This is a genomic window from Acidimicrobiia bacterium (assembly GCA_036271555.1).
Classification (GTDB): Bacteria; Actinomycetota; Acidimicrobiia; order IMCC26256; family PALSA-610; genus DATBAK01.
This window is the reverse complement of record DATBAK010000089.1, coordinates 1-13,606: the sequence shown is the minus strand read 5'-3', so window position 1 is coordinate 13,606 and position 13,606 is coordinate 1. Positions and strand designations below refer to the sequence as shown.

Sequence of the window (13,606 nt, the reverse complement as noted above, 5' to 3'; positions counted from 1 at the left end):
CGGCGTGAACGCCGTCGACGGATCCGCGTCGTGCAACACCTTCGTGATCGCCGCCGTCAACGTCGTTTTCCCGTGATCGATATGACCGATCGTCCCGATGTTCAGATGCGGCTTGGTCCGCTCGAACTTCGCCTTCGCCATCGAACTCTCTGACTCCTGATTCTGCCGACTGCGTCGGCCACCGACACTGCTGGGGGCGGAACTACTCGCCGCGAACTCGAGCGACGATCTCCTGCGCGATCGTCTCCGGTACCTGCTGGTAGGAGTCGAACTGCATCGTGTACGTCGCGCGACCCTGGGTCCGTGACCGAAGATCGCCAACATAGCCGAACATGTGCGCGAGCGGGACCTTGGCGGTGACCACCTGTGCGTTGCCCCGCTGCACCATTCCCTCGACCTGACCGCGCCGCGAGTTCAGGTCCCCGATCACGTCGCCCATGTACTCCTCGGGCGTCACGACCTCGACCTGCATGACCGGTTCGAGCAGCGCGGGCTTGGCCCGTTTCGCCGCTTCCTTGAGTGCCATCGACCCGGCGATCTTGAACGCCATCTCCGACGAGTCGACCTCGTGGTACGAGCCGTAGGTGAGGTTGGCGCGGACGTCGACGAGCGGGTAGCCCGCGAGCACCCCGCCTTCCATGGCCTCCTGCATGCCCGCGTCGACCGCGGGGATGTACTCGCGCGGGATGACGCCGCCCTTGATCGCGTCGACGAACTCGTAACCACCGCCGGGACCGGTCGGCTCGAGGCCGATGACGACATGCGCGTACTGACCGCGACCACCGGTCTGGCGCACGTAGCGCACCTCGACCTTCTCGACCGGCTGCGTGATCGTCTCGCGGTAGGCGACCTGCGGCTTGCCGACGTGGGCCTCGACGTTGAACTCGCGCATCATGCGGTCGACGAGCACCTCGAGGTGCAGCTCGCCCATGCCGCCGATGATCGTCTGGCCGGTCTCGTCGTCGGTGTGGACCTGGAACGTCGGGTCCTCGTCGGAGAGCGAGCCCAGGGCCTTGCCCAGCTTGTCCTGGTCGTTCTTCGTCTTGGGCTCGATCGCCACCGAGATGACCGGCTCGGGGAACACCATCTGCTCGAGCACGATCACGTGCGAGCGCTCGCAGAGCGTGTCGCCGGTCGTGGTCTGCTTGAAACCGAGCCCCGCGACGATGTCGCCCGCGTACGCGACGTCGACGTCCTCGCGGTTGTTCGCGTGCATGCGCAGGATGCGGCCGATGCGCTCCTTGCGGTCCTTCGTCGAGTTGTAGATCTCGGCGCCCTTCTCGAGCCGCCCCGAGTAGACGCGGAAGTACGTGAGCTTCCCGTACTGGTCCGCGACGATCTTGAACGCGAGCGCGGAGAACGGCGCCTTCTCGTCGGCGTCGAACGCGATCTCCTCGTTCGACTTCGGGTCGGTGCCGACGGTCGGCGGGAGCTCGATCGGCGAGGGGAGGTAGTCGACGACCCCGTCGAGCATGGGCTGGACGCCCTTGTTCTTGAACGCGGAGCCACACAGAACGGGCACGAACTCGCCCGACACCGTCCCCTTCCGCAGCGCGCGGCGGATCTCGTCGCCGGTGAGCGGTTCGTCGGAGAGGTACTTCTCCAACACCTCGTCGTCGACGTGCACGACGGTCTCGAGCAGCTCGTGCCGCCAGTGGTCGGCATCGGCGGCGAACTCCGCGGGGATGTCGACGACGTCGAACTTCGCACCCTCGGAGTCGTCCTCGATCGGCCAGACCTTCGCGTTCATCTCGACGAGGTCGATCACACCGCGGAACTCGCTCTCCGCGCCGATCGGGAGTTGCGTCACCGCGGTCGTCGCGGCGAGGCGGTCTTTCATCATGTCGACGCAGCGGAAGAAGTCGGCGCCGACGCGGTCCATCTTGTTGACGAAGCAAATGCGCGGGACCGAGTACTTGTCGGCCTGACGCCACACCGTCTCGGTCTGCGGCTCGACGCCCGCGACCGCGTCGAACACCGCGACCGCGCCGTCGAGGACGCGCAACGACCGCTCGACCTCGACCGTGAAGTCGACGTGGCCGGGCGTGTCGATGATGTTGATCTGGCAGTCCCGCCACTGGCAGGTCGTCGCGGCCGACGTGATCGTGATGCCGCGCTCCTGCTCCTGGACCATGTGGTCCATGATCGCGGCGCCCTCGTGCACCTCACCGATCTTGTAGCTGCGACCGGTGTAGAAGAGGATGCGCTCGGTCGTCGTGGTCTTGCCCGCGTCGATGTGCGCCATGATGCCGATGTTGCGGGTCTTCTCGAGGGGGAACTCGCGGGGCATGACATTTCCTTCAGCTCGAAGCTCTGCGAACAGCGTTCGGCCGGGCACAGAGGCCCGGCCGTCAGGAATGCGGACTTCGTCCGCCAGGCGCAACCGTCAGGCTAGGGCGTCGCCTGCTCCTGCATCACCGCTCGAATTCTCATCGGTGCCTGATCCCTGGGCTTGAACGGCCGGTCGCCTGCGCTACCAGCGGTAGTGGGCGAACGCCTTGTTGGATTCGGCCATCTTCTGGAGATCGTCCTTGCGCTTGATCGACGCCCCGATGCCGTTGCTGGCGTCGAGGAGCTCGCCGGCGAGCCGCTCCGACATCGTCTTCTCCCGGCGCTGCCGGCTGTAGCCGATCAGCCAGCGGATCGCGAGGGTGGTCGCCCGCCGGGGCCGGACCTCGACCGGCACCTGGTAGGTCGCGCCGCCGACCCGGCGGCTCTTCACCTCGAGCACGGGCCGGACGTTCTCGACCGCGCGCTTGAGCACCGCGACCGGCTCGCCGCCGGTCTTGCGCTCGATGTCCTGGAGCGCGGAGTAGACGATGTGCTCGGCCGTCGAGCGCTTGCCCGACAACAGCACCTTGTTGACGACCTGGGTGACGACGACCGACCGGTAGATCGGGTCGGGCATGAGCTCGCGGCGCGGCGCGGGACCTTTGCGGGGCATCGACTAGTCCTTCTTCGCGCCGTAGCGGCTGCGGGCCTGCTTGCGGTTCGCGACGCCGCTCGCGTCGAGCGCGCCGCGCACGATCTTGTAGCGGACGCCCGGAAGGTCCTTCACACGGCCGCCGCGCACGAGCACGATCGAGTGCTCCTGCAGGTTGTGACCGATGCCGGGGATGTAGGCGGTCACCTCGACGCCGGTGGTGAGGCGAACACGCGCGACCTTGCGGAGCGCGGAGTTCGGCTTCTTCGGCGTGTGCGTGAACACGCGCGTGCAGACGCCCCGCCGCTGCGGTGAGCTCTTCAACGCCGGAGTCTTGGTCTTCTCCGGCTTCGTCTCCCGCCCTTTGCGGACGAGTTGGGCGATCGTGGGCACGCGACTCCCTACAGGAGGATTGCTGGGTTCGGACGAAGAACGACGGCCCCGCGTCGACGACGCGAACGGGCCGTCCGGCCGAGGGCCAACGGGGAAGGATATGGCCCCCTTTGGCCCTCGGTCAAACAGTCGGGCAGTACGCCGTGATCAGTCTCCGCCGCTCGCTCCGGCCTGGTCGCCGTCGCCCCCGCCCACGGCCTGCAGCAGCGCGAGGTCCGGCTGGGCCGGGCTCGAGCTGTCGCGCAGCCAGTCGGCGAGGTCGCCGTCGTCGTCGGACGAGTAGAACGGCAGCGGCTCGTAGTCGGGCGCGAGCGTCCGGATCTCGTTGTACCGCGGCATGCCCGTCCCGGCCGGGATGAGCTTGCCGATGATCACGTTCTCCTTGAGTCCCGCGAGGTCGTCGAAGCGGCTCTCGATCGCCGCCTCGGTGAGCACTCGCGTGGTTTCCTGGAACGACGCGGCCGACAGCCACGAGTCGGTGGCGAGCGACGCCTTCGTGATGCCCATGAGCTCGGGCCGACCCTGCGCCGGCTCCTTGCCCTCCTCGGTGAGACGGCGGTTCGTGTCGGCGTAGCGCCGCGCGTCGGCCTTCTCGCCGGGCAGGAACGGGGAGTCGCCGGCCTCGAGCACCACGACCCGGCGCAGCATCTGGCGAACGATCACCTCGATGTGCTTGTCGTGGATCGACACGCCCTGCTCCCGGTAGACCTTCTGCACCTCGTCGGTGAGGTACTGCTGGGTCTCCCGGATGCCCTTGATCTCGAGCACCTTCTTCGGGTCGAGCGGGGTCTTGGCGTCGCCGACGAGCCGATCGCCGGCGCGCACTTCCTGACCGTCGACGACGGCCAGGTGCACCCGACGCGACACCGCGTACGGCTCTTCCTCGCCGTCGTCGCTCACGATCGTGATCGTGCGCTCGCCCTTCTCGTTCTCGCCGAGCCGGATCACACCCGAGCTCTCGGCGAGGAGCGCGGCGCCCTTCGGCGTGCGAGCCTCGAAGAGCTCGACCACACGCGGCAGACCGTGGGTGATGTCCTCACCCGCGACGCCACCGGTGTGGAAGGTCCGCATCGTGAGCTGCGTGCCGGGCTCACCGATCGACTGGGCCGCGACGATGCCGACGGCCTCGCCGAGATCGGCGCTCTTGCCGGTCGCGAGCATCTTGCCGTAGCAGCGCGCGCACACCCCGACGATCGTCTCGCAGGTGAGCACCGACCGGACCCGGACCCGGTTGTTGTCCGGGTCGGCCGAGATCAGGTCGAGGTCGTCGTCGTCGAGCTCGCGGTTGCGCGGGATCACCGTGCCGTTCGCGAGCGTGAGGTCCTGTACGAGGCAGCGACCGAGCAGGCGCGTATCGAGCAGGCGCCGGCTCTCGACGTCGTCGAGGATGTCCTCGATCCAGATGCCGCGGTTCGTCTCGCAGTCGATCTCGATGATGATGAGCTCCTGCGACACGTCGACAAGACGACGCGTGAGGTAGCCCGAGTCGGCGGTGCGGAGCGCGGTATCGGCGAGACCCTTGCGGGCGCCGTGCGTCGAGATGAAGTACTCGAGCACGGTGAGGCCCTCACGGAAGTTCGCCTTGATCGGCCGCGGGATGATCTCGCCGCGCGGGTTGGCGACGAGGCCCCGCATGCCGGCGATCTGCCGCACCTGCATGACGTTGCCGCGCGCACCCGAGCCCACCATCATCTCGATGGGGTTGAACTGCTCCTCGAGAATCAGCGCCTGCATGGCCTCGGTGACCTTGTTGGTCGCCTCGGTCCAGATCTCGATCTCCCGCTGGCGGCGCTCGTCGTCGGTGATGATGCCCCGCTCGAACTGCGCCTCGACCTTTGCCGCCTCGCCCTCGAACTGCTCGAGGAGCCCGGCCTTCGCCGGCGGCGTGCGCACGTCGTCGATCGAGATCGTGAGCCCCGACCGGGTGGAGTACTCGTAGCCGAGGTCCTTGATTCGGTCGAGGCTCTCGGCCACCTCCGCCTTCGCGAACTGCTCGACGAGCTCACCGACGACCTCGGTGATGTCGCGCTTCTTCATCGAGCGGTCGGCGAAGGGGAATCCCTTCGGGAACGCCTCGTTCAGGAGCAACCGACCGAGTGACGTCTGGACGAGCACCTTCGTCGAACCGTTCTCGCCGTACTCGCGCAACACGATGCTCTGCGGTGTCCCGTCGGGCAGGGGACGCGGGAAGTGCGACTCCGGGAAGCGATCGACCGGCATGCGCACCTTGATGCGCGCGTGCAGGGAGATGGCGTCGGCACCATCGGCGCTGAAGCGCTCCTCGTACGCGAGGTAGGCCTCGTCGAGCGAGTGGAACCTCCGGCCTTCGCCGACGGCACCTTCGACGATCTCGGTGACGTAGTAGACGCCGATGATCATGTCCTGCGTCGGCGTCGAGATCGGACGACCCGACGCGGGCGACAGGATGTTGTGCGCCGACAGCATGAGCAGGCGCGCCTCGGCCTGCGCCTCCGACGAGAGCGGCAGGTGCACGGCCATCTGGTCACCGTCGAAGTCCGCGTTGAACGCGGTGCACACCAACGGGTGGATCTGGATGGCCTTGCCCTCGACGAGGACGGGCTCGAACGCCTGGATGCCGAGACGGTGCAGCGTTGGCGCCCGGTTCAGGAAGACCGGGTGCTCCTTGATCACCTCTTCGAGCACGTCCCACACCTGCGGACGCGCGCGCTCGACCATGCGCTTCGCCGACTTGATGTTCTGCGCGTACTCGAGGTCGACGAGCCGCTTCATGACGAACGGCTTGAACAGCTCGAGCGCCATCTGCTTCGGCAGACCGCACTGCTGGAGGCGCAGCTGCGGGCCGACGACGATGACCGAACGGCCCGAGTAGTCGACGCGCTTGCCGAGCAGGTTCTGGCGGAACCGGCCCTGCTTGCCCTTCAGCATGTCGGAGAGCGACTTGAGCGCGCGGTTGCCGGGGCCCGTGACGGGGCGGCCGCGGCGGCCGTTGTCGAACAGCGCGTCGACGGCCTCCTGCAGCATCCGCTTCTCGTTGTTGATGATGATCTCGGGTGCGCCAAGGTCGAGGAGCCGCTTCAGCCGGTTGTTCCGGTTGATCACGCGGCGGTACAGGTCGTTCAGGTCGGATGTCGCGAAGCGGCCACCGTCGAGCTGCACCATCGGGCGCAGGTCCGGCGGGATCACGGGGATCGCGTCGAGGATCATGCCCATCGGCGAGTTGATCGCGCGGCCGTCCTCGTTGCGGCGGTTGAACGCCGAGATGACCTTGAGCCGCTTGATCGCCTTCGCCTTGCGCTGACCCTTGGCGGTCGCGATCACCTCCTTGAGGGTGATCTCCTCCTCGCCCATGTCGAGCCGCGACACGAGGTCCTTCACGGCCTCCGCGCCCATGCCGCCCGCGAAGTACTCCTGGAACCGGTCCTGGAGCTCGCGCCACACGCGCTCGTCGTCGACGAGCTGCTTGGGCTTCAGCGCGCGGAACGTGTCCCACACGAGGCGAAGGTTCTCGACGGTGAGGTCGGAGCGGGCGCGGATGTCCTCGAAGTCCTTGTTGCGGGCCTTCTCCGCGCGCTCGAGCTCGTTCTTCTTGGCGCCGCGCGCCTCGAGGTCCTCGAGCTCCTTGATGTACTCCTCGTCGCGCGTGCGGATCCGCAGCTCACCCTCGTTGCGGATCTCGTCGATCTCGGCGCGCACGTCGGCCTCGAGCTTCGGCAGGTCCTTGTGCAGGCGCTCGGTGTCGACCCAGGTGATGAGGTGCGCGGCGAAGTAGATGACCTTCTCGAGGCTCTTCGGCGCGATGTCGAGCAGGTAGCCGAGCCGGCTCGGAACGCCCTTGAAGTACCAGATGTGCGTGACGGGCGCGGCGAGCTCGATGTGGCCCATGCGCTCGCGCCGCACCTTGCTGCGCGTCACCTCGACGCCGCAGCGCTCGCAGATGATGCCCTTGAACCGGACGCGCTTGTACTTGCCGCAGTAGCACTCCCAGTCCTTCGTGGGACCGAAGATCTTCTCGCAGAACAAGCCGTCCTTCTCGGGCTTGAGCGTGCGGTAGTTGATCGTCTCCGGCTTCTTGACTTCGCCGTTCGACCAGGTACGGATCTGGTCCGCGGTCGCGAGGCTGATGGAGAGCTGCGCGCTGTCGTTGACGTCGAGCACTAGGTGTCTCGCCTCCCTATGGGATCTCTCGATGGGTGGCCGTGCTGACTGGTGTTAGGAGTTGAGCCGTGCGGTCTCGCGGGCCGCGTCTTCCTCGTCGGTGCCGCGCTCGGGACGCGAGAGGTCGATGCCGAGGGACTCGGTGGTGCGGAAGGCGTCCTCGTCGAGCTCCCGGATCTCGACCTCCTCGCCGCGCTCGTTGATCACGCGCACGTTGAGGCAGAGGGCCTGCATCTCCTTGATGAGCACCTTGAAGCTCTCGGGGATGCCGGGTTCCGGAATGTTCTCGCCCTTGACGATCGCCTCGTAGACCTTCACGCGGCCGAGGACGTCGTCGGACTTGATCGTGAGGATCTCCTGGAGCGCGTACGCGGCGCCGTACGCCTCGAGCGCCCACACCTCCATCTCCCCGAAGCGCTGGCCGCCGAACTGCGCCTTCCCACCCAGCGGCTGCTGGGTGATCATCGAGTACGGGCCGGTCGACCGGGCGTGGATCTTGTCGTCCACGAGGTGCGACAGCTTCAGGATGTACATGTAGCCAACGGTGACCTCGCGGTCGTACGGCGTGCCGGTGCGGCCGTCGTACAGCGTGGTCTTGCCGGCGCTGTTGATGAGCTTCATGCCGTTCGCGCCGTCGGGGTGGAGCTGGCCGAGCAGCGTCTGGATCGTGCCCTCGACGCCGGCCTGCTCGGTCTCGTCCCAGTGCGCGCCGTCGAACACCGGCGTGTTGATCCACACCGCGGGCTCGGTGATCGTGCTCGTCTTGTTCGGCGAGCGCACGGTCGACGGGTTCTCGCCCCAGCCGTGGCGCGCGACGTACCCGAGGTGGGCCTCGAGCACCTGGCCGACGTTCATCCGGCTCGGAACACCGAGCGGGTTGAGCACGATGTCGACCGGCGTGCCGTCGGCGAGGTACGGCATGTCCTCGACGGGGAGGATCTTCGAGATGACGCCTTTGTTGCCATGGCGTCCGGCGAGCTTGTCGCCCTCGGAGATCTTGCGCTTCTGGGCGACGTACACGCGCACGAGCTGGTTCACGCCCGGCGGCAGCTCGTGGCCGTCGTCACGCGAGAACACGCGCACGTCGATGACCTTGCCGGTCTCGCCGTGCGGCACCTTCAGGCTCGTGTCGCGGACCTCACGCGCCTTCTCACCGAAGATGGCGCGCAGCAGGCGCTCCTCCGGCGTGAGCTCGGTCTCGCCCTTCGGCGTGACCTTGCCGACGAGGATGTCGCCCGCGCCGACCTCGGCACCGATGCGGATGATGCCGCGCTCGTCGAGGTCCTTGAGGATGTCCTCGGAGAGGTTCGGGATGTCGCGCGTGATCTCCTCGGCGCCGAGCTTCGTGTCGCGGGCGTCGATCTCGTGCTCCTCGATGTGGATCGAGGTGAGCACGTCGTCGCTGACGAGCCGCTCCGAGAGCACGATCGCGTCCTCGAAGTTGTGGCCCTTCCACGGCATGAACGCGACGAGCAGGTTCTTGCCCAGCGCGAGCTCGCCCTCGTGCGTCGAGGGACCGTCGGCGAGGACGTCACCCCGCTTCACGATGTCGCCCTCGCTCACCACGGGCTTCTGGTTGATGCAGGTGCCCTGGTTCGAGCGACGGAACTTGAGGAGCCGGTACGACTTCTTGCCCATCGCCTTGTAGTCGACGGTCACCTGGTCGCCGGCGACGTCGATGACGGTGCCCGCGTCCTCGGCGAGCACCACGTCGCCCGCGTCGCGCGCGGCACGCGCCTCGACACCGGTCCCGATGTACGGAGCCGTCGACCGCAGCAACGGCACGGCCTGCCGCTGCATGTTGGCGCCCATGAGCGCGCGGTTGGCGTCGTCGTGCTCGAGGAACGGGATGAGCGCGGTCGCGACCGAGACGATCTGCTTCGGCGAGACGTCCATGTAGTCGATCTCGTCCGGGGTGACGTACGCGATCTCGCCGCGACCGGCCCGCACGAGCACGCGCTCGTCGTTGAAGCGACCGCTCTCGTCGACCGACGCGTTCGCCTGCGCGATGACGCGCGTGTCCTCGTCGTCGGCCGCGAGGTAGACGATCTCGTCGGTGACGCGCCCGTCGGTGACCTTCCGGTACGGCGTCTCGATGAAGCCGAACCGGTTGATGCGCGCGAACGACGCGAGGTAGCCGATGAGACCGATGTTCGGGCCTTCCGGCGTCTCGATCGGGCACATGCGGCCGTAGTGGCTCGGGTGCACGTCTCGCACCTCGAACCCGGCGCGCTCACGCGACAGACCGCCCGGCCCGAGGGCCGAGAGGCGGCGCTTGTGCGTGAGGCCCGCGAGCGGGTTCGTCTGGTCCATGAACTGCGACAGCTGCGATGAGCCGAAGAACTCCTTGATCGCCGCGACCACGGGCCGGATGTTGATGAGCGTCTGCGGCGTGATCGCCTCGACGTCCTGCGTCGTCATGCGCTCGCGCACGACGCGCTCCATACGCGACAGGCCGACGCGCACCTGGTTCTGGATCAGCTCACCGACGGAGCGCACGCGGCGGTTGCCGAAGTGGTCGATGTCGTCGGGGTAGTAGCCGGGCTCGTTCGCGTGGAGCTTCACGAGGTAGCTGATCGCCGCGAGGATGTCGGCCTTGCTGAGCGTGAAGCCCGAGCCGCCGTCGACGTCGCCGGTCGGCGTCTCGATGCCGAAACGCTTGAGCCCCATCTTCGGGTACTCGTCGCGCAGCTTCTTCGTGACCTTGTGGCGACCGACCTTCGCGAGGTCGTAGCGCTTCGGGTTGAAGAACAGGTTCTGCAGCAGCTGGCGCGCGGAGTCCGGCGTCGGCGGCTCGCCCGGGCGCAGCTTGCGGTAGATGTCGATGAACGCGTCGTCGGCGCTCTCGGTGTGGTCCTTCTCGAGCGTGTTGCGGATCGACTCGTACGGACGGCCGTCGTCGTCGGTGATGAGGTTCAGCAGCTCCTCATCGGTCTCGCCGAACTCGAGCGCCTTCAGCAGCACCGTCACCGGCTGCTTGCGCTTCCGGTCGATGCGGACGTACACGACGTCCTTCTTGTCGATCTCGAACTCGAGCCACGCGCCGCGGCCCGGGATCATCTTGGCGTCGGCGATGTCCTTCTCCGGCGCGGTCTTGTCGGGGTTGAGCCCGAAGTAGCAGCCCGGCGAGCGCACGAGCTGGCTGACGACGATGCGCTCGGTGCCGTTGATGATGAACGTGCCGCGGTCGGTCATCATCGGGAAGTCCCCCATGAAGACCGTCTGCTCCTTGATCTCACCGGTGCCGGAGTTCATGAACCGGGCGGTGACGAACAGCGGGCGCGCGTACGTCATGTCGCGCTCGCGGCACTCCTCCTCGGAGTGCTTCGGCGGGTCGAAGACGTGGTCGGTCAGCTCGAGCTTGAGCTGACCGGTGAAGTCCTCGATCGGCGAGATGTCGCGGAGCACTTCCGCGACGCCGTCCTCGAGGAACCACTGGAACGACTCGGTCTGGACCTCGATGAGGTTGGGCAGCTCCTTGACTTCACGCAATTTTCCGAACGAAACGCGCTCACGAGGACGACGAGCCAACGTGACTCCATTCCAGCAATCGTCGGGAAGAACACGAACACCGCGGCAGACCCATCAGGGCGCCGAACGGCAGAGGTGAACCGGGAGAGTCCACGGCTCGGGCACGAGGCGCGCTGCGAGACGCAGACGGAAACGCAGGACACGAGCGGGCAGACACGACTAGGCCGGAGCATAGCACAAGCTACGCCGGCCCTCGGTGCCGCAACTCGGTTGGCGGACGCGGTCGCGTCCTCGTGGCGGCGAGGATACGACGAGGGCCCCCCGGTTGCAAGCCTTCCGAGCGCCGGCAGCGTGCGACCGGAGGCCGAAACCGCCCGCGCGTGGAGCTGCGCGAACGCCGGTCGTTACTTGAGCTCGACGGTGGCGCCGGCCCCTTCCAGCTGGCCCTTTGCCTTCTCGGCGTCCTCTTTCGAGGCCTTCTCGAGGACGGGCTTGGGCGCGCCGTCGACCAGGTCCTTGGCCTCCTTCAGGCCGAGACTGGTGAGCGAGCGCACCTCCTTGATGACCTGGATCTTCTTGTCGCCGGCCGCGATGAGGACGACGTCGAACTCGTCCTTCTCCTCGGCGGCGGCCTCGCCACCACCGGCGCCGCCGGCGGCGGGCGCGGCGACCGCGACCGCGGGCGCCGCCGCGGTCACGCCGAACTCGTCCTCGAAGGCCTTGAGGAAGTCGTTCAGCTCGAGGACCGTCATGTTCTTGAAGACGTCGAGCAGGTCTGCGGTGCTCATGGTCGCCATGGTGCGTGGTCTCCTGTTTCCTGTTGCGATCAGTGGTTCGAGGCTCAGGCCTCGGCGGGCGTCTCGGTGTCGGGTGCGTCGGCCGCGGTTTCGGGCGCCGCGGCTTCCGGCTCTGCGGCTTCCGGTTCTGCGGCTTCCGGCTCTGCGGCGGTCTCGGCCGCGGCGGCTTCCGGTTCGGCGGCGGCTTCGGGCTCGGCGGTCGCCGGCTCGTCGAGCACCTCGCCGCCGGCGACGCGCTGGTCGACGAGCGCCTTGATGCCGTAGGCCATGTTGCGGGTGAACGCCTGGAACAGGCCGGCGGCCTTCACGAGCGGGGCCTGGAACCCGCCGGCGAGTCGGGCGAGCAGCACCTCGCGGGGCGCGACGTCGGCGAGCGACTCGATGTCCTTGGCCGTGAGGACCCGCTCGTTCAGCAGCCCGCCCTTCACGACGAGGTTCGGGTTGCCGCGGGCGAAGTCGCGCAGTGCCTTCGCCGCGAGCACCGCGTCGCCGGTCACGAAGGCGATCGCGACCGGGCCTTCGAGCAGCGGGACGATCTCGGCGAGGCCGGTGTCCTCTGCGGCGCGGCGGGCGAGCGTGTTCTTGAAGACCTTGTACTCGGTCGACGCCGGGCGCAACGACGCGCGCAGGTCGGCAAGATCGGTCACGCTGAGGCCGCGGTACTCGGTGAGGACGGCGGCATCTGCAGCGTCGAGCTTGCTGCGGATCTCGTCGATCACCTCGGCCTTGCGGCGCAGCTGGTCGCTGCCGGCATCGGCCTTGGTCGCCATCGTGCTCCTCGTGTCGGTCGGCAACCGTCGTCGACCGCGGTCGTGCAGGTGCACGACCCCGAGGAACACGCCTCGTCCGGCGGGCCGGAGCCCATTACCTCGAGAGAGACCGGAGATCTTTGGCGACGGGAACTTCGGCGGATGATGCTACCGGCACCCGGTGGTCACGGGCCAGCCGACTCTTGGTCGCCCACTTCCGCTCGGGCACTGGAGGACCAACCGATCTGTCGGTACCGTCGAGCCATGCGAAGGATCGCGGTGGGCGTCGGGATCGTGCTGGTCGTCGCGGGCGTCGGCGCCGGGGGCGCGGCCGTGTCGGCGCGGGTCGCGAAGGTGCCACAACCGCACGGCATCGACTTCCAAATCCACACGACGGCCGACTCGAACTTCTGCGTCGACTCCCCGGGCGACGGGAGCGTCATCGTCGCCTCGTGCGTGCCGAACGACAACGAGCACTTCACCTTCACGCACAACGCCGACGGGACCTTCCAGCTCGTCGACGGATTCGGCAACTGTCTCGACCGCGGCGACGGCAAGGCGGGCACGCTCATCACGACGGCGGCGTGCGACTTCGGTCCGAGCCAGCAGTTCCTCTACCGCTTGACCGACAAGATCAACGACCCCGCGGGGAAGGTGTGCGTCACCGCGGTGAAGGCCACCCAGAACGCGTCGGTCTACGACGACGGCTGTCACCGCACGCGCGGCGACGAGACGTTCTCGCTGAGCCGGTGAAGGCGATGCACAGGGTCGCGGTGACGTTGGGGATCGTCGCGTTGGTCGTGACCATCGGCGCGGGCGGGGCGGCGGTGTGGGCGCGCGCGCAGAAGCACTCGTACGTCCACGGGATCGACTTCAGCATCCGCACCCAGGCCGACACGAACTATTGCCTCGCGCTCGACGAGGCCGACCCGAACGACGTGACCATCGAGGTGGGCATTTGCGCGGCACAGGACGCGCAGCACTTCGCCTTCACGGACAACACCGACGGATCGAGCTCGCTCGTCGTCGCCCAAGGTCGGTGCCTCGACTACGGCGACGGGCAGCCCGGCACACGCCTGGCCGCGAAGCAGTGCTCCTACGGACCGAGCCAGCGCTTCCGTTTCCGCCCGAAGGGG

At 67.7% G+C, this 13,606-nt stretch carries 10 protein-coding genes; 2 read left to right on the top strand and 8 right to left on the bottom strand.

The features are described from left to right. The 8 genes from VH914_20670 to rplJ all read right to left on the bottom strand — a co-directional run. A partial coding sequence (locus VH914_20670; protein ID HEX4493629.1) for a GTP-binding protein occupies positions 1 to 141 on the bottom strand: 141 nt, incomplete at its 3' end. A 61-nt stretch (positions 142 to 202) separates the two neighbouring features. Further along, entirely contained in the window at positions 203 to 2,290 is a 2,088-nt protein-coding gene (fusA, locus tag VH914_20665) for an elongation factor G (protein HEX4493628.1), read from the bottom strand. 183 nt (positions 2,291 to 2,473) lie between these two features. After that, positions 2,474 to 2,944 carry a 30S ribosomal protein S7 gene (rpsG, locus tag VH914_20660; GenBank protein HEX4493627.1) on the bottom strand — a complete coding sequence of 157 codons (471 nt, stop codon included), beginning with the start codon at positions 2,942 to 2,944 and terminating at the stop codon, positions 2,474 to 2,476. Between the two features lie 3 nt (positions 2,945 to 2,947). Further along, a complete protein-coding gene (rpsL, locus tag VH914_20655; protein ID HEX4493626.1) occupies positions 2,948 to 3,316 on the bottom strand; it encodes a 30S ribosomal protein S12 in 369 nt (122 codons plus the stop codon). A gap of 147 nt (positions 3,317 to 3,463) precedes the next feature. Beyond that, complete coding sequence (locus tag VH914_20650) at positions 3,464 to 7,453, bottom strand: DNA-directed RNA polymerase subunit beta' (protein HEX4493625.1); 3,990 nt, start codon at positions 7,451 to 7,453, stop codon at positions 3,464 to 3,466. A 54-nt stretch (positions 7,454 to 7,507) separates the two neighbouring features. Beyond that, complete coding sequence (gene rpoB, locus VH914_20645; protein ID HEX4493624.1) at positions 7,508 to 10,984, bottom strand: DNA-directed RNA polymerase subunit beta; 3,477 nt, start codon at positions 10,982 to 10,984, stop codon at positions 7,508 to 7,510. Between the two features lie 344 nt (positions 10,985 to 11,328). Then, a complete protein-coding gene (gene rplL, locus VH914_20640) occupies positions 11,329 to 11,721 on the bottom strand; it encodes a 50S ribosomal protein L7/L12 (protein ID HEX4493623.1) in 393 nt (130 codons plus the stop codon). Between the two features lie 44 nt (positions 11,722 to 11,765). After that, positions 11,766 to 12,491 (bottom strand): 50S ribosomal protein L10, encoded by a 726-nt coding sequence (gene rplJ / locus VH914_20635; protein HEX4493622.1) that lies wholly within the window; start codon positions 12,489 to 12,491, stop codon positions 11,766 to 11,768. Between the two features lie 243 nt (positions 12,492 to 12,734). Between rplJ and VH914_20630 the strand changes: the two genes are divergently transcribed. Together VH914_20630 and VH914_20625 are read left to right on the top strand one after the other, a co-directional pair. Further along, positions 12,735 to 13,223 carry a ricin-type beta-trefoil lectin domain protein gene (locus tag VH914_20630; protein HEX4493621.1) on the top strand — a complete coding sequence of 163 codons (489 nt, stop codon included), beginning with the start codon at positions 12,735 to 12,737 and terminating at the stop codon, positions 13,221 to 13,223. 20 nt (positions 13,224 to 13,243) lie between these two features. Then, positions 13,244 to 13,606 (top strand): RICIN domain-containing protein (locus VH914_20625; protein HEX4493620.1); only part of this gene is annotated, 363 nt, incomplete at its 3' end.